Raw genomic sequence first — 22,987 nt, 5'->3', positions numbered from 1 at the left:
CGACGGCGCCGGGGCGCGGCGCCGTCGTCGCCGGTGGGGCGGGTCGTCCCCGGCCCGCCGGGCTCACTCGGTCAGGTCGATCTCGTTGAAGACCTCGTCGTTGACCGGGCTCGCCGGGTAGGAGGCCACGCGCTTGTCGAAGGCCAGCGACGGGGCCGGGTGGGCGAGCGGGACCGCCGGGACGATCTCGGAGATCTGCTCGTTGATCTCCTGGTACTTCGGCGTCTGCTCCTCGAGCGTCGGGATCTGGCGGGCCTCCTCGAGGGCGGAGAACAGCTCCTCGTCGGTGAAGCCGAACTCGGGCTTCTCCTGGCCGAAGAACACGCCCACGAAGTTGTCCGTGTCGTTGTAGTCGCCGGTCCAGCCCAGCAGGTGGATGCCGTGGTCCGCGGTGCCCTGCACCTGGTCGAGGTAGTCCGGGCTCCACTTGGCCGGCTTCGCGTTCACCGTGATGCCCACCTCGGCCAGCTGGCTCGAGAGGTTGGAGAACGCCTGCTCGGGGGTCGGCATGTACGGGCGCGAGACGCCGGTGGGGTAGTTGAAGTCGATCGTGAAGCCGTCCGGGTAGCCGGCCTCGGCGAGCAGCGCCTTGGCCTTGGCGGGGTCGTGCTCGTACGTGGTGACGTCCTCGCTGTAGCCGTTCACCGACTTCGGGATGAACTGGGTGGCGGGCTCCGTGCCCTCGGGAAGGGTCTGCGCGATGAGGGCGTCCTTGTCGATCGCGTGGGCGATCGCCTGGCGCACCCGGACGTCCTGGAGCTCCTCCTTCTCCTGGTTCAGGCCCAGGTAGAGGATGGTGAACGGGTCTCGGGCCACCACGTTGAAGCCGGCCTCGGACAGGGCCGCGGTGTCCGCGGGGGCCACGAGGTCGTAGCCGTCGATGTCCCCGGCCTCGAGCGCCTGACGGCGGGCCACCGGGTCGTCGATCACGCGGAAGGTGATGTCCGTGACCTCGCCGTCCTCGCCCCAGTAGTCCTCGTTGGCGGTGAGCTTGACGTCCTCGCCCACGCTCCAGGACTCGAACTTGTAGGGGCCGGTGCCGGTGGGGTGGGCCCGGGCGTACTCGGACATCTGGGGCGACTCGGCGGTGCCGCCGACCTCGTCCGCCTTGTACTCCTCGAGCGCCTTCGGCGACTGCATGGCGAAGGCCGGCAGGGACAGGGAGGAGATGAAGCCCGCGAACGGCTGCGCCAGCGTGATCTTCGCCTCGTGCTCGCCGGTGGCCTCGCACTCCTGGTAGACGGCGTCCTCGGGCTTGTCCGCGAAGCCGCGGAACAGCTTGCCGTAGTAGTACGAGAGGGTCTCCGACTGCTGGATGCCCGTGAAGTTGTACCAGCGGTCGAAGTTGGCGCACACGGCCTCCCCGTTGAACGGCTCGCCGTCGTGGAAGGTCACGCCCTCCTTCAGCTGGAACGTGTGGGTCAGGCCGTCCTCCGAGGACTCCCAGGACTCGGCCAGCAGCGGCGCGGGGTCCGCGGTGCCCGGCTTCGTGCCCACGAGGCCCTCGAAGATCTGGCGGGAGACCCGGAAGGTCTCGCCGTCGGAGGCGAAGGCCGGGTCCAGGGTCTTCGGGTCAGAGGAGGCGGCGAAGATGAACGAGCCGTCCACCTGGGCGGCGTCGCCCCCGCCCGAGCCGCCGGAGCCGCCGCCGTCGCGCTGGCTCTGGGCGCAGCCGGTGACGAGCAGGGCGCCGGCCGCGGTGAGCGCGGCGGCGGACAGGAGTCGGTGATGCAGACGGGTGGCCATGGGGGGCTCCTCCGGGAGAGGTCTCAGCCGAGACGCGGGTGCGAGGGGACCGCGCCGTCGGGTGTGACCTGGAGCACGGTCCTGGACGTGACTATAGCCACAAGCGCGGGCGGGGACGCAACGCCGGCCCCGTCTGCGCGTGCGGCGCGGCGCCCTCAGGCCCCGGTGGGCATCCGCTCCCGACGCGCGGCGGCCCGGTCGCGGACCCAGCGCAGCACGTCCTCCGGACGGTTGGTGGTGAGCTCCTGCACCCCCTGGGCGAGGAGGAACTCGGCGTCCTCGCGCTCGTCGACGGTCCACACCCGCAGGCGTCGCCCCGCCGCCAGCCACGCCTTCACGTCCGCCAGGTGCTCCCGCACGTAGGCCACGGAGGGCCCCGCCAGCCCGGCCCGGCCGCGCCAGACGAGCGCCTCGGACCCGGCCAGCGACTGGCGCGCCGCCGCGCGCACCGCCGCCCGGCTCAGCGGCCCCCGGGCGAACCGGGTCGGCAGCTCCGTCGGCATGAGGTCCATCAGGGGGCAGAGGGGGTCCGTGCCGGCCAGCGGCGCCACGTGGCGCAGCGCGTCCGGATGGAAGCTCATGAGGGACACCTGCACCTGACCCACCCGGCCGGTCTCCGGGTCCCAGCCGGCCCGCAGCAGCTCCCGCAGCACCCGCTCCTCGAGCTCATGCCCGAACGGGGAGGGGTGCTTGAGCTCCACGGCCAGGCGCAGCGGCCGGTCCGCGGCCGTCGCGATCGCCAGGAGGTCGGCCAGGGTGAGCACCTGCTCCCCCGCGCCGCCGTACGCGGCGGGCGGCGCCGTCGTCGTGGCGGGCTCGGCCCCCGGACGCCGGGCGTGCCACGAGACGACGTCGAGGCCGCGCAGACGATCCAGCGTGTGGTCCGCGACGGCGCCGTGCCCGTCCGAGGTGCGGTCCACGGTGGGGTCGTGCCAGCAGACGACCTCGCGGTCCCGCGTGAGCTGGACATCGCATTCGAGACCGTCCGCGCCCACGGCGAGGGCGTGGAGCATGGCGGCGCGGGTGTGCTCGGGGAAGGCGGCGGAGGCACCGCGGTGGGCGATCACGAGGGCGGGCACGCCGCCAGGCTAGGGAGCGCGTGTGCCGGCCACGTCACCGCAGGGTGCCCGGCTGGTTAACTGGTGGGGACCATTCGGTGCGCGCGATCAGGAGCCTCCCGTGTCCCTCTCCCCCGACCCCGCCCAGCAGCTGCTCAGCGCCGGCGCCCTCGAACGCGCGGCGGGCCTGCGGCGCATGAAGGCCGTCGCCCTGGGGCTGCTCATCCTGCTGGCCGTGGTGTTCGTGGTCGCGTTCCCGTTGCAGGACACCCACCCGGTGTGGGGCTACGTGCGCGCCGCCGCGGAGGGCGGCATGGTCGGCGCGCTGGCGGACTGGTTCGCGGTCACGGCGCTGTTCCGCCACCCGATGGGGGTGCCCGTGCCGCACACCGCCCTGATCCCGCGGAAGAAGGACCAGCTCGGCGCCGCGCTGACCGAGTTCGTGCAGGAGAACTTCCTGGACTCGGAGGTCGCCCACGAGAAGGTCGACGGGCTGAAGGTGGCCGAGGCCGCCGGCGGCTGGCTGCGCCGGGAGGAGAACGCGGCCCGCACCGCCCGGGAGATCGCGACGGCGGCCCGGGGCGCCATGGCCGCGGCCGACGACGACGCCGTCCAGGAGCTGCTGCGCCAGCTGATGGAACGCCACATGGTGGCCCCGGACTGGTCCCCCACGCTCGCGGGCGTGCTGGAGGACGTGGTGGCCGGACGGCACCACGACCGCGTGGTCGACCTCGTGGTCGCCCACACCGGGGACTGGGTGGCCGCCCACCCCGAGCTGTTCGTCGAGACGGTGCGCCGTCGCTCCCCCGAGTGGAGCCCGGACCTCGTGGACCGCCTCCTCGCCGAGCGACTGCACGCCGAGACCCTCAAGTACCTCGCCGGCATCCGCCGCGACCGGCAGCACGAGGCCCGCCGCGCCGTCGACGACTGGCTCGACCGCCTCGCCGACGAGATGCGGAACGAGCCGGCCACCCGCGCCTCGGTGGAGCGGTTCAAGCGGAACCTGTTCGCGGACGAACGGCTGCGTGCGTGGGCCGGGCGGGCCTGGGTCTCCCTGCGGGACTCGCTCCTGGACGCGCTCGAGGACCCGTCCTCCGACCTGCATCGCGCGCTCGTGGCCGCCCTGCGCGACCTCGGCGCCCGCCTGCAGGAGGACCCCGAGCTGCGCGACCGCGTGGACGGCCACGCCCGCCGCGCCGCGGCGTATGCGCTGAGCTCCTACGGCCCGGCGCTCACCGGGGTGATCGAGGAGACGGTCGCCCGCTGGGACGGCGAGCAGACCGCGCGCACCCTCGAGCTGTTCGTGGGCAAGGACCTGCAGTTCATCCGCATCAACGGCTCGGTCGTCGGCGCGCTCGCGGGCCTGGCGATCCACGGGGTGGCCACGCTGTTCCTCTGAGCCGCGGCTCCCGCCCCGCACTTTCGAACGTGAAATGGGGCGAATGAGCGCTTTCGAACGTGAGAGAGGGCCTCTCTCACGTTCGAAAGCGCGGGGGCGGGGGCGACGGACGCGCGGGACGGGGCCGTCAGGCGGCGGGCTTGCCCTTCTTCTGCCTCTCGTCCTTCTCGTCCTTGCCGCCGGGCAGGGCGCGACGGATCGCACCGAAGACGCCGCCGTCGTCCTTGGTGCCATCGGCGCGCCCCTGTGCGGCGCCCTCGCGGATCTCGCCGGGGATCACCATCGGCAGGGGGCTGAAGAGCTCCGCGGCGTTCTCCATCACGGCCTTGCCCATGGCGCGGTTGCCCACGCCGCCGATCACGGCGCCCACGCCGAACGGCACGGCGCGGCCCACGAAGCCGGCACCCTGCCGCAGGCGCATCTTGCGCATGAACGTCCTCTTGAGGCGATCCACCACGAACGCGCTGATGCCGGTGCCCGATGCGGTGCCCGCGAGCGCGTTGAGGCTGGACTGCGGGTCGTAGGGACGGCCGGCCTTGGCGGCGGCCTCGCGGAGCAGCTCCTTGGCGTCGTCGCCGAGCATGAGGCCCATGACGAGGGCCTGGGCGCGCTGCGGGTCCTGCGTGGTGATGCCGTGCAGCTCGGCGAGGGACTGCGCGTAGAGGGCGGTGGCCTCCATGAAGCCGGCGACCGCGACACCGGACAGGCCGAGCGCGGCCACGGTGCCGATGCCCGGGACGATCGCGGTGCCGCCCACGGCGGCACCGGCCCCCGTGACGGTGGTCAGGTACTGCTGCCCGAGCCGCTCGGCGAGACGCTCCGGGCTCTCCCCCGGGTGCTTCGCCGCCATGCGCTGGATGTTCTTCAGGACCAGGGGGCGCTGGACCGCCAACACCGTGGAGAGGGCCTTCTCGAAGCCCTCCGTGGGCTCGCCGTTCTCATCGAGTGCCGACTTCAGCCCGAAGTCCTTCACCTTCCCGGACGCGTACCGGCCGATCGTCGAGTTCTTTGCCATGCGCGCCACAGTATCGGCGCGCGACCCCCGCGGTCAGGACCCGGGCGTCGCCGCGCGCAGGGAGTGCTCGAGGAAGATGCGCACGTCACGGACCTCGTCGGGGCCGGTCCCGTGCAAGATCCCGGGGTAGGTGCGCACGGTCAGGCGGGTGTGCTCCTCGGCCCACGCGCGGGTGTGGGCGACGGCGTCCGGATGGATCACGGGATCCTCGGCGTCCCGGCCCCAGAAGAACGGGCGCGGGCCCGGTCCCTCGGCCGGGGAGTCGAGCATGGCCAGCAGCTCGTTGTCGACGGCGAAGCCGCTCAGGCCCACACCGCAGGTGAACGCCTCGGGGCGCAGACGCAGGACCGTCGTCGCCATGGCCATGCCCTGGGAGAAGCCGAGCACCGAGACCGTGCGGAAGCCGGCCGCCACGACCTCCTCGGCGGAGAGCACGTCGAACACGCGGTGGGCGGCGGCGAGCACCTGGGCGAAGTCGGACTGCAGCAGCAGGTCGAGCAGGAACCAGCCGTGCGCGCCGGGGTCGCCCGGGCCTTCGGACGCCGTCTCGTCGATCTCGAAGCCGCCGCGCACCGCCAGGCCGGTGCACCGCTCCGGGAGCATCGGGAAGTGGCGGCGCGCCGCGCGGACCTCGTTGGAGCCGTAGCCGTGGAACACGAGCACCAGGTCCGTGCCCGCGCGCTCCGCCGGCGGGCGCGACCACACCACGCTGTGGCCGGAACTGATCGTCTCGGTGACTGGTGCGGGCGTGGGGCTCATGGCTCCATCCTAGGGAGGACCCCCGACCGGGCGTCATGCCTAGTCAGGGGCCACTCTCCGGTGGGCCCTGCGGGGATCGAACCCGCGACCAGCGGAGTCTAAGGTATCAATTCTGGCTTTTTCTGCCTGCTGCTCTCCATCTGAATACCTCCGCTGATTTTGGCCGACCCTACCCATGTTTCCGTCCGAGCCCGTCCCTCGCTTCTGAACGTCTCCGCTGCATAATCCCTGGGCCGTTCGCAGGTCTGCGGCAACCTGGGGCTCTACGCGGGGTTGTCCGACCCGATGAACGCCCGGAGAGCCGAGATGTACCGCTCCCGGGCCGCGCGGACGTCGTTCCCGGTGGCCTCCCACGTCCATCCCGCCTCCCACTTGTCCATGAGATCGACGTACTCGCGGGCGGCCGTTGTGACCGGAGCCGGGGCGTAGAGCTCCAGGAGTGCGAGCGTCTTCCGCGCGGGGTCCTCCTCACCGTCCGGAGTGCCATCGTGTGGGAACTCTCCCACGACCTCCAGATAGCCGTGAACGTACCTCTCCCGCGCGTCGACTATCTGGAGAAGCTCCCCGGCAACCTCCGTTACGCGCTTTTCCTGGTCCCGGCGGGCCTCCAACTTCCGATCTCTTGTGCCGTTGAGGTATGCCACGCCGCCGCCGACGACGGCGCCGAGGAGCGTTCCGACAACGCCGATCCATGCATCCATGCGGACAGTCTGTCTTAGGCATGCTGTCCACCTACTGGCAGTCGCGCCCGTGGTCGCCTGACTTGCGCGGCCACCCACACCGCCGAACCACGCCACGCCCCCGCCTCCTTAGACGCCCCATCCCGTAGGATCACAGCGATCAATAAGGGAGGAATCGATGATGAGTGCTGAAGGCCCCAAGCGGCGTGAACTGTTCCGGTGGTGGGAGTGGGCACTTATCGCCCTTGCGGTCATCTCGATCCCGGCAGGGCCCGGGGCACTCATCTTCCTCATGCCAGTACTCCCGCGGATCATCTTGCTCATCAGGAAGCACCGATACTTCAATAGTGAAGAGTTCCAAGAAAAGAAAGCGGAGATTCGGGCCTTCGTAGCAGAACACAACGAACTCAAGGAGTACATCGACGAGATTCGCGCTAGAGGCTCTTTCAGCCTTGGCGAATCGTCGACCGGCCAGCACGCGCACCTTGCCTATAGCGAGAACACGAGCCGCCACAACTACATCCGGGATCGGAACGTGGCGACCCTCGGGGAGCCGAACGTCCACAATTGTTCGCTTCAGGTGGTACGGAAGGCTCAGATGGACCCCATCCGCTACCTGATGAAGTACTTCCACATCAACGCAGAGGAAGATCGACTAGCGGAAGTGGAAGAGATGGGGTCAAGCTTGGCTCAGCTCGAGGAAGCCCTCTCCAACCTCCAGAACAGAGAGGCCTCAATCACTGAAGCCATCCAGCCCCCTTCGTTCATTCAGAAGCACTTCTTGGACGAGTTCATGGAACAGGTCGGGGTGGCGATTTCCCCCATTACGATCCCGTATGAGACATACACCTTTGAGTACGTCAGCGCGGGTGGCAATAGCAGCGAACGAACCAATGTGGTCTTGAACTCCCAAGCCCTCGACGCCCTCATCGATACGATGTCGGCTCGTATCAAGTTTCGGAAGTCGGCCGCCGGTCAGCGGGCCCTCATGACGTCCAAGCTCCGCCATCACATCAAGGTTCGAGATAACTTCACTTGCCAGAACTGCGGGGTTAGTACTTATGCCGAGCCCCACCTTCTGCTTGAGGTGGACCACATCATCCCGGTCTCTCGAGGTGGCCTGACGACAGAAGAAAACTTGCGAGCGCTGTGCTGGAAGTGCAATCGGTCGAAGTCCAATAAAATCTAAGGGCTCGATGGGCCGTCAACGGGAACCTGCCACTAATGGACGTCTGGCCCTCGAAGCTATCTGATACCGCCAGACCTGCACTTCAGAACCATCACCCGCCACACAGGGGGGCGGATCGAACTACAAGAATCTGAGGGGTGGCCCTGCCGATCACGGGATCGTGCCCTCGCATGGCGGGTTGGGCACGAAGAACCATCAGCTCGTCGACGGTGCAGGCATGTCGTTCGCCAGCCCGATCACACCCCAGCCAGGCAAGGAATTGGCCCATCACGGCTCCCCTGCTGGGCAGCCGCGCGCACACCGGCCGGTGGGTCGGCCCCGGACCCGCCCGAACATGGTGCTGGGCGACAAGGCCTATTCCTGCCGGACGATCCGTTCCGATCTACGGGCCCGCGGCATCACAGCAGTGACCCCGAGCCATCGAACCAGCAGGGTCACTGCGGACGCCGCGATCAAGGCCGCGAGCGGTCTATTGGCCTCGACGGGGCCGTGTACAAAGGCCGTGTACAAAGGCCGTAACGTCCTAGAGCCTCAGTCCGCGCGCCTGAAGCAGTAACGGGACTAACGACCAGGCATGACAAGTACGTGATCGACTACCGGATCGCGGTGGTCCTGAGCGCTGCACTCGCATGGTCCAAACTATTGTCGGACACGCCCTAGCGCCACAGGGTGCCGCGTCTCCGGGGCGTAGTGCGTCGGGATCATCCGAAGTCGGCTCGCGCTGTCCAGGGCTACACAGTGGCCCCGGCGGCGGACATGTTGCGGGCCGCTGGGAGCGGATGACGGAGCTCGGCGTAGTGTCTCCGGTCGTGTTCCCTTCGGCGACGGGGGCCGTGCGGGACCCATCCAACTTCCGGAAGCAGTGGCGCACGGCCATGCGAACCATCGGCTTCGGGTGGTCCATCCGGACACGATGCGGAGGGCGGCCCCGACACGAAACGCAGACATCCGGGGGCTTGTGGCGTCGTCGGCGTCCCTGGGGCGCGCCTCGGAAGCCGTGACGGCAGCGCACTATCAGGCGAAAGCTCCGGAGGCGGCGGACATGAAGGCCGTCCTGGCCGACTTCTTCCGAGATGTGGAGGGGTGACGTCGGATCGAAAATGCTGGGTTTTCGCTGGATAGGCCGGGTCCGCGCGGGCATGACAATGGCCCCTGACCGGGCGTCATGCCTGGTCAGGGGCCGCTTTCCGGTGGGCCCTGCGGGGATCGAACCCGCGACCGGCGGATTAAAAGTCCGATGCTCTGCCAGCTGAGCTAAAGGCCCCCACCCGCGGCCGACGACGACGGCGCGCGGCCGACGACGGCGACCCTCGCGGGTGCCCTCCGATGGTAGCCCAGGCGTCCGGGGCACTACCGTGGACGGGGCCGCCGCCTCCGGCGACCACATCCCCACCCCGATGCGCCCTCGAAGGGAGCCCGCCCATGGCACGTCACCGCCTGCCCGCCGGCCGCGGCGCCAGCTCGAGCGCCTCGGGCGTGCTGCGCCCCCACCGGCCCCGCCTCTCGGAACCGCAGGAGCTCACGCACTTCGCCGGCGGCGAAGACCCGCAGGAAGTGGCCGCGGCGGCCTCGCGCCTGGCCCACGCCCTCGTGGCCGGCGGCCGCGCGGAGGAGGACCCGGCCGTCGTCGAGCGGCTGGTCGGGCTGGTCCGCGAGCTCGGCGTCGAGACGCTCGCCGAGCTGTGGGCGGACGCCCCGCCCGTCTCGCTCGCCGGCGCCCTGTGGCGCCTGTACGCGCTGCAGGAGGCGACGACCCGCGACGGCGAGCGCTGGGCCGCCTGGTACCGCGCCGGGCACGCCGCCTACGCCTCGCGCGTGGTGGCGGGGGCCGTCGAGCCGCCGGGGCCGGCCGAGCTGCGCCGCCTCACGGACACGATCCTCACGGGCGCCTACCGCTCCGAGATCGACGTCGCGTTCGAGCGCGCCGCGGCCTACGCCCGCGTCGTGGCCCTGGGCCAGGTCGAGCACGCCGAGGGCTCCGAGGCCGCCGCCCCGGACCGCGCCGCCGCCCTCACCCGCCGGGCCGCGCGCCTGGTCAGCACCGCCGACGCCCTGGAGGCGGCGGGTCGAGCGTTTCGGGACGGATCGCTAGACTGAAGGGGACGGCGCCGGGCCGCTGGTAACCCCGGGCTCCAACACATAGCCGCTGCGAGCGGCCTTCCGCCGAGAGGCGTTCCCGGTCCGGCGTCGTCGTCGACCCCTTCGCCACCCGTCGACGAGAGAGCGACCGCTGCCCATGTCCCCCCGCATGCCCTGGCTCGTCACGCGCGACACCCCGGCGCTGCGCCACATGGCGGACCTCGCCGAGGCCCTGCACCGGTCCGTGCATCTGGTGGCCCAGGTCGCGGGGACCCGCGGACCCGAGGCGGACCGTGCCGCCCGTGAGCTCGAGGAGCTCGACTCGTCCTCGAGCGCCACCCTCATGGCCTTCCTCACCGCGCTGCGCAGCGCCTACGTGACTCCGCTGCCCCGTCAGGACCTCTACCGGCTGGCCAGCGGCGTGCACGCGACCACCCGGCGCGTCGTGTCGGCGGGCGTGCTGATCCAACGGGCCGACCTCGAGGAGCTGCCGACGCACGCCCTCGACGTCCTCGAGACCGTGGGGCGGCAGGCCGAGCTGCTCGCCCGCGGCGCCGCCGAGATGCGCGACCTCGACGCCCTTGAGGCCACGTGGATGCAGCTGCTGCGCGCCTCCCGCCGCACGGAGCGGATCATGGTCGAGTGGCTCGCCGACCTCGGCATGGACCTGCTGCAGCGCGACTACAACCGCCAGCGCGAGGTCGCCTGGGCGCTGCACGCGGCGCTCGAGGCCCTCTCCCGCGTGAACATGGACCTGGGCATGGTGCTCGTCCGTGAGTCCTGAGCCGGTGGAGGCGCCGTGACCGCGGGGCTCGCCGTCGTCCTCGTGCTGCTGTGCGCCGTCGGCGCGCTGATGGGGTTCCGCGACGCCCCCAACGCCGCGGCGCTGCCTGTCCGGTACCGGGCGCTGACCCCGCGCGGGGCCCTCCTCCTGACCGGGGCGGTCAACACCGTGGGCGCGCTGCTGGGCATCGGGCTCATCACGCTGAGCGTGCACTACTTCACCTCGCCCGCGGTGCGCAGCGAGATCGGCCCCCTGGCCGTGGGTGTGTCCTGCGTGGTGACCCTCGTGTGGGGTCTGCTGCTGTGGTGGCGGCGCCTGCCCGGCTCCAGCACGCACGCGCTGATCTCCGCGCTGGCGGGCAGCCACCTCGCCGTGCGCCTGAGTCTGGACATCGACGTCGCCCTCACCATCTTCGACCTCGTCCGCGCCGAGGTGCTGCTCAGCCTGCTGCTCTCGCCCCTGATCGCGTGGGCGCTCGCCCGCCTGCTCACCGTCCCCGCCATGCGGCTCGCCACCCGGGGCACCACGGTCAACGTCCAGCACCGGGCCCGCGTCGCGTTGGGCATCTCCGCCAGCGCCATGGCCATGGGCCACGGCCTGCAGGCCGGTCAGCGCATGGGGGTGCTGTGGGCCGCCGTGCTGGTGGGGTCCGGGTCCGTCCTGGCGCCGGACGCCCTGACGGCCGAGTTCGTGGGGGGCGCGTTCCTGTTCGCGTTCGCGGTCGGGCTCGGCACGCTGGGCGGCGCCTGGCGGATCGCCTGGACCCTCACCGAGCGTCTCGTCCGCCTCGACCCCCTGCGGGCGTCCGTGGCCGCCGTCATCCCCGCGGGCCTGCTGTTCGTCGGATCCCTGGTGTTCCACCTGCCCCTGTCCTCCACCCACACGGCGACGGCGGCCATCGTGGGCGCCGGCCAGACGCAGACCTACGCGTCCGTGCGCTGGCCCACCGTGCTGCGCGTGGTCGGCTGGTGGGTGCTCACGCCGGTGGCCTGCGCGCTCCTCGGCCTCCTCGGCACGCTGGCCCTCGTCCCGCTGGCCTGAGGCCGCGCCCGACGACGACGCCCGGCCCCGCAGACGCCGCGACCCCGCCCGGCGTGCGGCCGGACGGGGTCGGGGACGGAGCGCGGGGCGGCTCAGCCGAAGCGGCCGGAGACGTAGTCCTCGGTCTGCTGGTTCGAGGGGTTGTTGAAGATGATGTTGGTGTCGTCGTACTCGATCAGCTTGCCGGGCTTGCCGACGCCCTGGATGTTGAAGAACGCGGTCTTGTCCGCCACGCGCGCGGCCTGCTGCATGTTGTGCGTGACGATGATGACCGTGTACTCCTCCTTGAGCTCGTTGATCAGGTCCTCGACGGCGAGGGTGGAGATCGGGTCGAGCGCGGAGCAGGGCTCGTCCATGAGGATCACGTCGGGCTGCACCGCGATGGAGCGGGCGATGCACAGACGCTGCTGCTGGCCGCCGGAGAGGCCGGAGCCGGGCTTGTCGAGGCGGTCCTTGACCTCGTTCCACAGGTTGGCGCCGCGCAGGGACTTCTCCACGAGCTCGTCCGCACGGGACTTGTTCAGGCGGGTGCCGTTGAGCTTGTAGCCGGCCAGCACGTTGTCGCGGATGGACATCGTGGGGAACGGGTTCGGGCGCTGGAAGACCATGCCGATCTGGGAGCGGACGCGGACCGGGTCCACACCGTGCCCGTAGATGTCCTCGCCGTCGAGCAGGAGCTGGCCGTCCACGGTGGCGCCGGGGAGCACCTCGTGCATGCGGTTGATGCTGCGCAGGAAGGTGGTCTTGCCGCAGCCGGAGGGGCCGATGAAGGCGGTGACGGAGCGGGGGGCGATGTCGATGTTGACGCCCTCGACGGCCTTGAACTTGCCGTAGAAGACATCGACGTCGATGGCCTGGATGCGCTTGGACATGAGGCGGGGTTCCTTCTGGAGTCGCTGGGGAGCGGGAGAGTCTGCGAGGGGTGGCCGCCCCGGCGTGGGCCGGGGCGGCCGATGGTCAGCGGCCGGTCTTCGGGGCGAAGGCCCGGGCGATCAGACGGGCGGCCAGGTTCAGCATCATGACGATGAAGACGAGGAGCAGGGCCGCGGCCCAGGCGCGGGCCGTGGACGGATCCGCCGCGGTCGGGGAGAGCGGCGAGACCAGCTGACGGTAGATGTACACCGGCAGCGCCGTCATCCAGTCGTCGAACGGGTTCCAGTTGACGCTCTGGGCGAAGCCGGCCGTCACGAGGATCGGCGCGGTCTCGCCGGCGACGCGCGCGATGGCCAGCGTCACGCCGGAGGCGATGCCGGAGATCGCGGTGGGCAGGACCACCTTGGCGATGGTCTGCCACTTGCGCACGCCCAGGGCGTAGGCGCCCTCGCGGAGCTCGTTCGGCACCACGCGGAGCATCTCCTCGGTGGAACGGACGACCACGGGGATCATCAGCACGGAGAGGGCGATCGCGGCGCTGAAGCCCATCTGGACCGTCTGCAACGCCTTCGACTGGCTGCCCATCGTGAGCGTGAGGACCCACGAGACCGCGGCGTAGGCGAAGAGGCCGGCCACGATCGAGGGGATGCCGGTCATCACGTCCACGAAGAACACGATGGCGCGGGAGAACCAGCCGCCGCGGCCGTACTCCACCAGGTAGATGGAGGTGAGCATGCCGATCGGCACGGAGATCAGCGTCGCGATCAGCGTGATGAGCACCGTGCCGAGGAGGGCGTGGCCGAAGCCGCCGGGCAGGTCGCCGGCGGGCATGCCCGCCTCGACCCAGTTGGCGTCGGCGACGCCGGTGACGCCCTTCATGTCGTACGCGATCAGGTGCGGGTTGGAGATCAGCGTCGGCAGGCCGGTGGCGATCACGGACCAGAGGACCGAGACCAACGGGGCCAGGGCGATCAGGAACGCGAGCCACACGAGGTGCCGCCACAGGCCGTCCGTGGCGCGCCGACGGTTCTCCAGCACGCGAGTGGCCGCGTACATGCCGATCACGAACAGGACGGCGGTGATGACGAGGAACCCGGCGACGTTGAAGCCGTCCGCGAGCAGCAAGGTGATGAGCGCGCCGAGGACGACGGCCCCGGCCGCGACGACCATCCAGGTCCAGCCCGGCATCTGACCGCTGGTCAGCGAGTTCGTCCGCGGGCTCTGCAGGCCCCCCTCGGGGCGCGTGGTGGTTGCTGTGGTGCTCATGTCAGTTGGCCCCCGAGAATTCCTTGTGCTTGTTCACGATCGCTCGGGCGATCATGTTCACCGCGAGGGTGATGACGAAGAGCATGAGGCCCGCGGCGATCAGCTCGTGGAGGCGCATGCCGAAGGCCTCCGGGAAGTTCAGGGCGATCTCCGACGGGATCGTCTGGTTCCTGCCCGACTCGACGAGCGACCAGGCGAACACGCCGCCCGAGAGCACCATGGTCACGGCCATGGTCTCGCCCAGCGCGCGGCCCAGGCCGAGCATGATCGAGGAGACGATGCCGGCGCGGGCGAACGGGAAGACGGTCATCTTGATCATCTCCCAGCGCGTGGCGCCGAGGCCGAGCGCGGCCTCCTCGTGCAGCTTCGGGGTCTGCGTGAAGATCTCGCGGCAGAGCGCGGTGATGATCGGCAGCACCATGACCGCGAGCACGACGCCGGACGTCAGCAGCGTGCGGCCGGTGGTGCTGGCACTGCCGGAGAAGAACGGGATGAAGCCGAGGTACTTGTTGAGCCAGGCGTAGATCGGCACCATGAGCGGCGCCAGGGTCAGCCACCCCCACACGCCGTAGACCACCGACGGGATGGCGGCCAGCAGGTCGATGACGAAGCCGACCGGCTGGGCGATGCGCCGAGGGGCGTAGTGCGAGATGAACAGCGCGACGCCGACGGCGACCGGGGTGGCCAGCAGCAGCGCGATGATGGCGGCCATGACCGTACCGGCCATGAGCGGCCAGACGTACTGGAAGAAGGAGTCGGCGGACTCGAGCTCGGCGCCGGGCTTGATGGCCGGCCATGCCTCCCCCACCAGGAAGATGGCCACGAAGGCGAGGACGAGGAGGATCAGGACGGCGGACGCCAGGGCGAAGCCGGAGAAGATGCTGTCTCCGGCGGTGCCGCGACGCGAGCCGCGCAGCGACGTGGACGAGCCCTTGGTCGTCTCGACGGCAGGTGAGGTCACGGTGCTTTCCCTCGATTGCGGGGTCAGGGGGCGGGGATGGGCCGTGCGGGACGGTGCCCGGAGGCGGCTTCAGCCGCCGGGCCCCAGCAGGGGCTCGGCGGCCGAAGCGGAGGGACGATCAGGTCGAGGACCTGGGTCAGCCCTGGACGGAGATGGCCTCGATGCGCTTCATCGCGGCATCGCGGGTGGCCGCGGTGATGGGGGCGTTGCCGGCGGCCTCCTGGGCGGCCTTCTGGCCGTCCTCGGACACGACGTACTCGCCGAAGGCCTTCACCTGGTCCACGGTCTCCTGCGAGTCGTACTGGTTGCAGTAGATGTGGTAGGAGACCAGCACGACGGGGTACACGCCCTGCTCGGTGGTGGCACGGTCGATCTCGAGCGAGCCGTCCTCCTTCTCCTCCGAGGTCTCGACCAGCTTGGCGGCGGCCTCCGGGGACTGCTTCACGTACTCGTCGCCGACCTTGACGTCGACGGTGCCCAGGGTGCCCACGGCCGAGGCGTCGGTGTAGGTGATGGCGCCCTCGGTGGAGGAGGCCTGACCCACGACGCCCTTGGTGCCCTGCGCGGACTCGGCGGTGATGTCGGACGGCCACTCCTCGGCGACCTCGTAGGTCCAGGCCTCCGGGGCGGCCTCGGAGAGGTAGGACACGAAGTTCTTGGTGGTGCCGGACTTGTCCGAGCGGTGCACGACGGTGATGTCGGTGTCGGGCAGCTCGACGCCCTCGTTCTGCGAGGCGATGGCGTCGTCGTTCCACTTCTTGATCTCGCCCGAGAACACCTTGGCCACGGTCTCCGCGTCCATCTTGATGTCCTCCTTGACGGAGGGCAGGTTGTAGGCGATGGCGATCGGGGAGACGTAGGCGGGCACGTGGAAGGCGCCCTGGTCGCCGCAGACCTCCTTGGCCTTGTCGGCCTCCTCGTCCTTCATGGCGGAGTCGGAGCCGGCGAAGGAGACGGCGCCGGCGAGGAACTTCTCGCGGCCGGCGCCGGAGCCGTCCGGCGAGTACTGCACGGTCAGCTCGGGGGCGACCGAGGTCACGCCGTCGGCCCACGCACCGATGGCGGACTCCTGCGAGGTGGCGCCGGCGCCCTTCAGCTGGCCCTTGGCCTCGGAGGTCGCCTGCTCGGAGCCGGTGCCACCGGCGGCGGAGGAGGACGAGCCGTTGTCGGTGTTGCCCGCGGAGGAGCAGGCGGTCAGGGCGATGGCGGCCACGGACAGGAGGGCGGCGGAGCGGCCGAAGCGGAGAGCCTTCACGAAGAGCCTCTTTCAATCGGATGACGACGGTGAGGGCAGAGCGTCCGGCTGGCCCGGTTCTGCACCGCACTCGACCGTACGGTCCAGAGGTGAATCGAGTGCTCGGCCGGGGTGAACAGATGGTGAACTGGGGCGGCATTCGCGGGATCTGCCTGTGCGGTGGGTCACAATGCCCGGTTGAGCCCCGCACGGCGGGGGCTCCGCGGCGTCGGACTAGGCTGGCCGCATGACGGACCGCTTCGCCACCGCCACGGGCACGGTGCCGATGGTCGACCCCCAGACCCGGGGGGAGCGCCTCGGCCGCTTCCTGCGTCGGCGCGCCCGTGCGGGCTGGTCCCGCGTCCGCTCCTCCGTGGGCCAGGCCGCCCTCGTCGCGGTCTGCGCGGTGGGCGCCTACTGGTTCGCGGAGACCGTCCTGGGTCACCAGCAGCCCCTGTTCGCCTCCACCGCCCTGCTGATCGCCCTCGGCTTCCAGCGGGAGCCGAAGCTGCGCAAGGTGGCCGAGGTCGCCGTCGGCTGCACCGTCGGCATCCTGATCGGGGACCTGCTCATGGTCGGGCTCGGCCGCGGCCTGTGGCAGGCCTCGGTGGTCGTGTTCGTGTCCGTGATGGTGGCCCGGTTCCTGGACTCCGGCGCCACGTTCACGATGCAGATGTCCCTGCAGTCCGTCCTCGTGGTCCTCCTGCCCATCGGCACGGGAGGGCCGTTCGTCCGCAGCCAGGACGCGATCGTGGGCGGCGTCCTGGCCCTGCTCGTCACGTTCCTCTCGCCCCAGGACGTGCGCCGCCCCGCGGTGCGTCAGCTGGGTGGGCTCTACGACTCGATCGCCACGGTGCTGCGCGACCTCTCCCGGGCCCTGCGGGAGGACGACTCCCGCACCGCCTGGATGGCACTCGTGGCCAGCCGCGGCACGCACACCACGCTGGAGGCGCTGCGCAAGGAGCTGCGCGTCACGCATGAGCAGACCCTCTTCAACCCGCTGCACCGCTCCTCGCGCTCCTTCGTGGACGACGCGGTGAACGCGGCGGACCGCTCGGACCTGGCGGTGCGCTCCCTGCGGATCGTGGCCCGGCGGGTGGTCGCGGTCCTGGACGAGGGCGTGTTCGACGACGACGACCGCGCGCGACTGGCCGCCTGGTTCGACGACGCCGCGGACGCCGTCGAGATCCTGCACCGCTCCCTCGTGGAGCCGCAGGCCGAGGGCCGCCATCGCTCGCTGTCCGTGGCGCGGGACGCCCTGGGGGCGTCCGCGTCCGCGCTGGACCCGCACCAGCTGGGCGGCGGGTCCGTGCACGGCGAGGCGCTCGTGATGCTGCTGCGGCCCATGATGGTGGACCTCATCGAGGCCACGGGCGCCGAGCACGACGAGGCGCGGGCCTACCTGCCCCGCGTCTGAGCCCGACGGCGGCGCACGGCCCCGGCGGCCGACGTCGGACCGCGCGCGGGCCGGCTAACGCGTCCGCCCCGGCTCCTAGAGTGGGCGCATGGCCACCAAGACCGCCCCGAAGCGTGCCCCCGGATACCGCTGCACCGAGTGCGGCTGGACCACCGTGAAGTGGGTCGGCCGCTGCGGGGAGTGCCAGTCGTGGGGCACGGTCGAGGAGATCGGGGTGACGTCCACCACCGGTCGCACGCGCGCGGCCACGGTCGCGGAGGTCGCGCCGCGCATCGGGGACGTGGACGCCACGCTGGCCTCGTTCCGCTCCACCGGGGTGCGCGAGCTGGACCGCGTGCTCGGCGGCGGCCTCGTGCCGGGCGCGGTGATCCTGCTGGCCGGCGAGCCGGGCATCGGCAAGTCCACGCTGCTGCTGGACGTGGCCGCCCAGACGGCCCGCGGCGCGGGCGGCGGCGGCCCGCGCTCGGTGCTGTACCTGACGGGTGAGGAGTCGGCGGCGCAGGTGCGCTCCCGGGCAGACCGGATCGGGGCGATCGCGGACACCCTGCGTCTGACGGCGGAGACGGACCTGGGTCGGGCGCTGGGGCAGATCGAGCGGACGGACCCGGAGCTGGTGATCGTGGACTCCGTGCAGACCCTGCAGTCCACCGAGGTGGACGGGATCGCCGGGGGCGTCAGCCAGGTGCGCGAGGTGGCGGCCAGCCTCATCCGCACGGCCAAGGAGAAGGGGATCACCACGGTCCTGGTGGGCCACGTGACGAAGGACGGGACCATCGCGGGTCCGCGGCTGCTCGAGCACCTCGTGGACGTGGTCTGCCAGTTCGAGGGGGACCGTCACTCACGGCTGCGCCTGGTGCGTGCCGTGAAGAACCGCTTCGGACCCACGGACGAGGTCGGCTGCTTCGACCTGCGGGAGGACGGCATCGAGTCCCTGGACGACCCCTCCGGTCTGTTCCTCTCGGGCGTCTCGGAGCCGGTCGAGGGCACGTGCGTGACGGTGACGCTCGAGGGCCGGCGCCCGCTCGTGGCCGAGGTGCAGTCCCTGCTCACCCCGTCCGCCGGCGGCAGCCCGCGCCGCACCGTCTCCGGCGTGGACGCGGCGCGCGTGAACATGCTCCTGGCCGTGCTCCAGCGCCGGGCCCGTTTCGCCCTCGCCCAGGAGGACTGCTACGTGGCCACCGTGGGCGGCGTGCGGCTCTCGGAGCCCGCCTCGGACCTGGCCGTGGCCGTCGCCGTGGCCTCGGCGAAGCTCTCGGCCCCCGTCCCGCAGGGGATGATCGCCGTCGGTGAGCTCGGGCTGGCCGGGGAGGTGCGCCCCGTGCCCGGCATCGGGCGACGGGTGCGCGAGGCCGCCCGCCTGGGGTTCACCCGCGCCCTGGTCCCCCGCTCCCCCGAGCCGCTCGGGGACGTCCCCGCGGGCTTCACGGTGGCGGAGGTCGGCTCGATCGGCGAGGCCCTCGCCACGATCCCCACGTGGACCGGCGGCGGACCGGCCGCGCATCCGGAGGCCGGCACCGGCCGCTGACGGCGCGGCCGGCTCAGCGGGACGGTGACGGCGACGGGTCGGTGGTCGAGACCGACGCCGGGGACGGCGAGGCCGACGCCGAGGCTGAGGCGGACGCCGGAGCTGAGCCGGACCCCGACGGGGAGGCGCTGCCGCTCGAGGAGGGGGCGGCCGAGGAGTTGCTGTCCTGGGCCCCCGGGGCGAGCTCCTCGAGGATCTTCAGCGCCACGGGGCGGGAGGTGACGTCGCCGAGGCCGACCGTCAGCAGATGGGGCCCGGGCTCCGCGAGAGCGCCGAGGCGGCCGCAGTCCTGGCTCGAGGCGCGGCCGGACCAGCGGTACACGGCGGTGAGCTCCTCGTGCGGGTACAGCACCCGCTGGGCCTCCTCGGGGTCCGCCTGGCAGATGCGGGTGGAGAAGACGTCGTCGCCCTCGGCCGTGCGGATCGTGAACTCCTGCCGGGCCGTGCCCACATCCGTGCGGCACGGGGTCGAGGAGAGGTTCGTGATGCCCAGGCGCAGCTCGGCCTCCTCGCCCCGCTGGTACTCGGACCGGTCTGCGGAGGCGGCGATCCGCAGGTCCGAGGGCTGACACTCGGCCGCGTCCTCGAGGGCCACGGTGGGCGAGGCGGAGCCGGACTCGGCGTCCGTGGCCGGGGCGGGCGACGGGGAGTGCACCGGCGTCGGGGCGGCCGAGGGGTCGGCGTCCTCAGAGGAGAAGGCGCCGATCCCGGCGCGGACGAGCGCCACGACGGCCCACCCCACGAGGAGCAGGAGCACGAGGGCGAGCAGGGCGGCCACGAGCCGCCGGCGGCGGTAGACGGCGGGGGACGGCTTCGACCCGGGGGAAGTCGGACGAGACGGCATGCGATCCAGGGTAGGCGGCGGCGCACCCTACAGTGGACGCCATGCCCGCGCCCGCCCCCCTCGTCCCGCCCACGGTGGACGTGCCGCGCCTGCACGACGCGGTGCTGGGCTGGTTCGCCGTCCACGCCCGAGACCTGCCCTGGCGCAGCCCGGACTGCTCCCCGTGGGGCGTGCTCGTCTCGGAGATCATGCTCCAGCAGACGCCGGTCGTGAGGGTGCTGCCCCGCTGGCGGGAGTGGCTGGAGCGCTGGCCCACCCCCGCGGACCTGGCCGCCGCCCCCACCGCAGACGTGCTCACGGCCTGGGACCGACTCGGCTACCCGCGCCGGGCGCTGCGCCTGCAGGAGGCCGCCCGGGCCGTCGTCGAGCGCCACGACGGCCGGGTGCCGGCCGACCCCGCGGCCCTGCGCGCCCTGCCCGGCATCGGCGAGTACACGGCCGCGGCGGTCGCGAGCTTCGCGTTCGGCATCCCCGAGACCGTCGTGGACACCAACGTGCGCCGGGTGATCGCGCGCGCGGTCGCGGGTGAGGCCCTGCCCGGCAGGTCGCTGACCCGCGCCGAGATGCGCCGCGCCCAGGCCCTGATGCCCGCGGACCCCGCCCGCGCCAACGCGTGGAACGCGGCCGTCATGGAGCTCGGGGCCCTCGTCTGCACCGCCCGCTCCCCCGCCTGCGACCGCTGCCCCCTGGCGGAGATGTGCGCGTGGGTCGCGGCGGGCTCCCCGCCGCCGGCGGAGGTGCCGCGCGGCCAGGCCTGGGCCGGCACGGACCGTCAGGTGCGCGGGGCCGTGATGGCCGCCGTCCGCGAGCACGGGTGCGTGGCCGAGGCGGAGGTGCCCGCCGTCGTCGTGGCCGGGGGGCGGCTCGGGTCGCACCGCCCCGAGGACGCGCAGTGGACGCGGTGCGTGGCCGGGCTCGTGGCGGACGGGCTGCTGGCCCGGGACGACGACGGCGGCCTCACCTTCCCGGCCTGACCTCGCCGGGGCACGGGGCGGCCCGCGGTGCGGCGGATCAGAGGCGGCGGATCATCCGCGTGTTGCCCAGCGTGTTCGGCTTGACCCGGGCGAGGTCGAGGAACTCGGCGACGCCCTCGTCCGTGGAGCGCAGCAGCTCTGCGTAGACCTCCGGGTCCACGGCGGACTGGTCCGCCATCACCTCGAATCCGTGCCGGCGGAAGAACTCGACCTCGAAGGTCAGGCAGAAGACCCGCTCGACGCCCACGGCCCGCGCGCGGTCCAGCAGCTCCCCGATGATCAGGTGCCCGACGCCGGTCCCCCGGTGGGCCTCCGAGACGGCGAGGGTGCGGACCTCGGCGATGTCCTGCCACATCACGTGGAGGGCGCCGAAGCCGGCCAGGGTCCCGTCCGCCTCCTCGGCGACCACGAACTCCTGGATGGCCTCGTAGTAGGCCACGGCCTCCTTCTGGAGCAGAACGCGCTCCCGCGCCAGCGGCTCCACGAGCGCCTGGATGACCGGGACGTCCTGGGTCCGCGCCGAGCGGAGGGTGAGGGGGCGGTCGGCAGGCATGGGGTCCAGTCTAGGTGTAGGAGGGCATGACGTTGTTGACTCGGGCCGGCGCCAACGAGGTTGGCGGGGCGTCCCCGCAGGAGGTATGAGGCCGATGGTAGTTGTAGTGGTTCACCCACACCGCCAGGGCCTCACGCCGAGCTTGCTCTGAGGTGTAGGGGCGGGCGTAGAGGACCTCATCGACCATCAGCCGGTTGTACCTCTCCACCTTCCCGTTATGGCGCGGGGTGTAGGGTCGGATCCGGTGATGCCGGCCTCTGAGCGAGACCACCTTCGCGGTGAAGTCCGCAGCCCGGTAGTTGTTTCCGTTGTCCGTGATCACCCGGTCCACGGTGATGCCGTGGGCGGCGAAGAACGCCCTCGCCCGGCAGTAGAAGCTCACGGTCGTGGCCGCCCGCTCGTCCTCCAACGCTTCGGTGTAGGCCAGCCGGGTGAACCCGTCGATCGCCGAGTGCAGGTAGGTGTAGCCGACCCGCCGGCCTGCACCACGCTTGGAAGCACGGCCTGCTTCACTTTCACGTCCGTGGGTGCGCCAGCCGCCCCCGTCTGGGATCTTCCCGATCTTCTTCACATCCAGGTGCACCATGTGCCCCGGCCCTCTCGCGGTGATCTTCTGGGGTCGTTGGCGCAGGTCTTCTCCGGCCGGGGTCAGGTCCCGTAGGCGGGAGATCCCGAGTCGGTGCAGCCACCGTCCCACGGTACGAAGACACACCCGGTGGCCCTCGGAGACGAGGTGGTGATGGATGCGCCGTGCGGACCACTTGCGCTCCCGCCGCAGGGCGTGGATCCGGGCGACCAGGACCGGATCGAGCTGGGCAGGTGAACGGTGCGGCCGGCTGGGCAGGTCCTGAAGACCGGCTTCTCCCTGGGCGCGGTAGCGGGCGACCCAGGTGGCCACCGTGGGCCGGCTCACCCGGAACTCGGCGGCCACGTGTGCCTGCGGGATCCCGTCGTGCAGGTGGCGGTGGACCATCCTGAGTCGGCCAGTGGGGGTCAGGGGTGCGTTAGCGTGAGTCATGAGTGGGTCTTTTCGGGCAGGTGGGTGGTGTAGGAACTTCCATCCTGCGGGAGAGGCCCACTCGTCTCATCTCAGCCCGGTACCCATGTCAAGAACCTCATGACCCACAACATCTAGGCACGGGCATCCCGGCCCTGGACAGACGGGAGCCCCCGTCCCGGCGGACCGGGCGGGGGCTCCCGCGGCGTCGACGGCAGGCTCAGGCCTGCTGCTCGCCCTCGTCCCCGGACAGGAACTTCTCCTGCGCGCCGTCGACACCCTTGTTCACGGTGTCGCCGTGCTCGCCGAGCTTGTCGCCGTGCTGCTCCTGAGCGTTGTCCACGGCCTCGTTGATCTTGTCCGAGTGCTGGTTTGCGAGGTTGTTCAGGTCACCGATACCCATGGGCGGCCTCCTTCTTCTCGGGGCTGCTCCGCGGCCGTCCCGGCGAGCGCCGGGTCGAAGCGGAGACAGGACCACCGTCGAGCGGTCACAGACCACACTGGCACCGATCCCGCCGCGAGGGAACCCCTCTCGTGCCTGCGGGGAGGCGGGCCGGTTCAGCGGTCCGTCGAGAGGCCGTCCTTGATGCCGG

Annotated in this window: 21 protein-coding genes, 1 tRNA gene and 1 pseudogene; 9 read left to right on the top strand and 14 right to left on the bottom strand. The window is 71.5% G+C overall.

Translation table 11 applies throughout. The features are described 5' to 3' along the window. Positions 1-63: 63 nt before the first annotated feature. Positions 64-1,746, bottom strand: a complete 1,683-nt coding sequence (locus tag J1M44_RS03820) for an ABC transporter substrate-binding protein (protein ID WP_206480593.1) — start codon at positions 1,744-1,746, stop codon at positions 64-66. Between the two features lie 155 nt (positions 1,747-1,901). Beyond that, positions 1,902-2,825: a glycerophosphodiester phosphodiesterase gene (locus J1M44_RS03815; protein WP_002856111.1), complete on the bottom strand. Its 924-nt coding sequence runs from the start codon at positions 2,823-2,825 to the stop codon at positions 1,902-1,904. Positions 2,826-2,925: 100 nt separating this feature from the next. Between J1M44_RS03815 and J1M44_RS03810 the strand changes: the two genes are divergently transcribed. Further along, entirely contained in the window at positions 2,926-4,203 is a 1,278-nt protein-coding gene (locus J1M44_RS03810) for a DUF445 domain-containing protein (RefSeq protein WP_136940448.1), read from the top strand. A gap of 127 nt (positions 4,204-4,330) precedes the next feature. Here J1M44_RS03810 and J1M44_RS03805 read toward each other — a convergent pair whose 3' ends face one another. The 3 genes from J1M44_RS03805 to J1M44_RS03795 form a co-directional block, all read right to left on the bottom strand. Next, a complete protein-coding gene (locus J1M44_RS03805) occupies positions 4,331-5,218 on the bottom strand; it encodes a hypothetical protein (protein WP_206480591.1) in 888 nt (295 codons plus the stop codon). A 33-nt stretch (positions 5,219-5,251) separates the two neighbouring features. After that, the gene (locus tag J1M44_RS03800) at positions 5,252-5,977 is read right to left on the bottom strand and encodes an alpha/beta hydrolase (RefSeq protein ID WP_036383543.1); all 726 of its coding nucleotides are present in this window, start codon (positions 5,975-5,977) and stop codon (positions 5,252-5,254) included. A gap of 263 nt (positions 5,978-6,240) precedes the next feature. Next, positions 6,241-6,678 (bottom strand): hypothetical protein, encoded by a 438-nt coding sequence (locus J1M44_RS03795; protein WP_095695212.1) that lies wholly within the window; start codon positions 6,676-6,678, stop codon positions 6,241-6,243. A 160-nt stretch (positions 6,679-6,838) separates the two neighbouring features. On the opposite strand from J1M44_RS03795, the gene J1M44_RS03790 reads away from it, so the two are divergent. Further along, the gene (locus J1M44_RS03790) at positions 6,839-7,846 is read left to right on the top strand and encodes an HNH endonuclease (RefSeq protein WP_241252749.1); all 1,008 of its coding nucleotides are present in this window, start codon (positions 6,839-6,841) and stop codon (positions 7,844-7,846) included. A gap of 106 nt (positions 7,847-7,952) precedes the next feature. Continuing rightward, positions 7,953-8,506: pseudogene (locus J1M44_RS12005) on the top strand (IS5/IS1182 family transposase); the annotation flags it as partial. Positions 8,507-9,037: 531 nt separating this feature from the next. On the opposite strand, the gene J1M44_RS03785 reads toward J1M44_RS12005, so the two are convergent. Then, positions 9,038-9,110, bottom strand: a tRNA-Lys gene (locus tag J1M44_RS03785). 158 nt (positions 9,111-9,268) lie between these two features. Here J1M44_RS03785 and J1M44_RS03780 point away from each other — a divergent pair. The 3 genes from J1M44_RS03780 (at position 9,269) to J1M44_RS03770 (ending at position 11,750) form a co-directional block, all read left to right on the top strand. Next, positions 9,269-9,943 (top strand): hypothetical protein, encoded by a 675-nt coding sequence (locus J1M44_RS03780; protein WP_002856103.1) that lies wholly within the window; start codon positions 9,269-9,271, stop codon positions 9,941-9,943. A gap of 139 nt (positions 9,944-10,082) precedes the next feature. Continuing rightward, positions 10,083-10,709, top strand: a complete 627-nt coding sequence (locus tag J1M44_RS03775) for a hypothetical protein (RefSeq protein WP_036314859.1) — start codon at positions 10,083-10,085, stop codon at positions 10,707-10,709. 15 nt (positions 10,710-10,724) lie between these two features. Continuing rightward, positions 10,725-11,750, top strand: a complete 1,026-nt coding sequence (locus tag J1M44_RS03770) for an inorganic phosphate transporter (RefSeq protein WP_206480587.1) — start codon at positions 10,725-10,727, stop codon at positions 11,748-11,750. A 92-nt stretch (positions 11,751-11,842) separates the two neighbouring features. Here J1M44_RS03770 and pstB read toward each other — a convergent pair whose 3' ends face one another. From pstB to J1M44_RS03750, 4 genes are all read right to left on the bottom strand, one after another. Further along, on the bottom strand, positions 11,843-12,622 hold the full coding sequence (gene pstB / locus J1M44_RS03765) for a phosphate ABC transporter ATP-binding protein PstB (RefSeq protein ID WP_206480585.1): 780 nt from the start codon (positions 12,620-12,622) through the stop codon (positions 11,843-11,845). Between the two features lie 85 nt (positions 12,623-12,707). Continuing rightward, positions 12,708-13,889: a phosphate ABC transporter permease PstA gene (gene pstA, locus J1M44_RS03760; protein ID WP_241252748.1), complete on the bottom strand. Its 1,182-nt coding sequence runs from the start codon at positions 13,887-13,889 to the stop codon at positions 12,708-12,710. A 1-nt stretch (position 13,890) separates the two neighbouring features. Continuing rightward, positions 13,891-14,850: a phosphate ABC transporter permease subunit PstC gene (gene pstC / locus J1M44_RS03755; RefSeq protein WP_065572801.1), complete on the bottom strand. Its 960-nt coding sequence runs from the start codon at positions 14,848-14,850 to the stop codon at positions 13,891-13,893. A 136-nt stretch (positions 14,851-14,986) separates the two neighbouring features. Continuing rightward, a complete protein-coding gene (locus J1M44_RS03750; RefSeq protein WP_206480584.1) occupies positions 14,987-16,105 on the bottom strand; it encodes a substrate-binding domain-containing protein in 1,119 nt (372 codons plus the stop codon). 226 nt (positions 16,106-16,331) lie between these two features. Between J1M44_RS03750 and J1M44_RS03745 the strand changes: the two genes are divergently transcribed. Further along, entirely contained in the window at positions 16,332-17,501 is a 1,170-nt protein-coding gene (locus J1M44_RS03745) for an FUSC family protein (RefSeq protein WP_206480582.1), read from the top strand. 88 nt (positions 17,502-17,589) lie between these two features. After that, the gene (radA, locus tag J1M44_RS03740) at positions 17,590-19,026 is read left to right on the top strand and encodes a DNA repair protein RadA (RefSeq protein ID WP_206480580.1); all 1,437 of its coding nucleotides are present in this window, start codon (positions 17,590-17,592) and stop codon (positions 19,024-19,026) included. 13 nt (positions 19,027-19,039) lie between these two features. On the opposite strand, the gene J1M44_RS03735 is transcribed toward radA, so the two are convergent. Then, positions 19,040-19,870, bottom strand: a complete 831-nt coding sequence (locus J1M44_RS03735; RefSeq protein ID WP_206480577.1) for a hypothetical protein — start codon at positions 19,868-19,870, stop codon at positions 19,040-19,042. A 41-nt stretch (positions 19,871-19,911) separates the two neighbouring features. Here J1M44_RS03735 and J1M44_RS03730 point away from each other — a divergent pair, with 41 nt between their 5' ends. After that, positions 19,912-20,844, top strand: a complete 933-nt coding sequence (locus J1M44_RS03730; RefSeq protein ID WP_206480575.1) for an A/G-specific adenine glycosylase — start codon at positions 19,912-19,914, stop codon at positions 20,842-20,844. A 37-nt stretch (positions 20,845-20,881) separates the two neighbouring features. On the opposite strand, the gene J1M44_RS03725 is transcribed toward J1M44_RS03730, so the two are convergent. From J1M44_RS03725 to J1M44_RS03715, 3 genes are all read right to left on the bottom strand, one after another. Further along, the gene (locus J1M44_RS03725; RefSeq protein ID WP_206480573.1) at positions 20,882-21,397 is read right to left on the bottom strand and encodes an amino-acid N-acetyltransferase; all 516 of its coding nucleotides are present in this window, start codon (positions 21,395-21,397) and stop codon (positions 20,882-20,884) included. Between the two features lie 10 nt (positions 21,398-21,407). After that, positions 21,408-22,415, bottom strand: coding sequence for an IS481 family transposase (locus tag J1M44_RS03720; protein WP_050275533.1), 1,008 nt, complete (start codon positions 22,413-22,415; stop codon positions 21,408-21,410). Between the two features lie 199 nt (positions 22,416-22,614). Further along, positions 22,615-22,797 (bottom strand): Rv0909 family putative TA system antitoxin, encoded by a 183-nt coding sequence (locus J1M44_RS03715; protein WP_002856078.1) that lies wholly within the window; start codon positions 22,795-22,797, stop codon positions 22,615-22,617. Positions 22,798-22,987: the final 190 nt, after the last annotated feature.

This window comes from Micrococcus sp. KRD128 (genome assembly GCF_017168395.1).
Classification (GTDB): Bacteria; Actinomycetota; Actinomycetes; order Actinomycetales; family Micrococcaceae; genus Micrococcus; species Micrococcus luteus.
The sequence above is the reverse complement of the archived record's forward strand: the minus strand, read 5'-3'. Positions and strand labels throughout refer to the sequence as shown.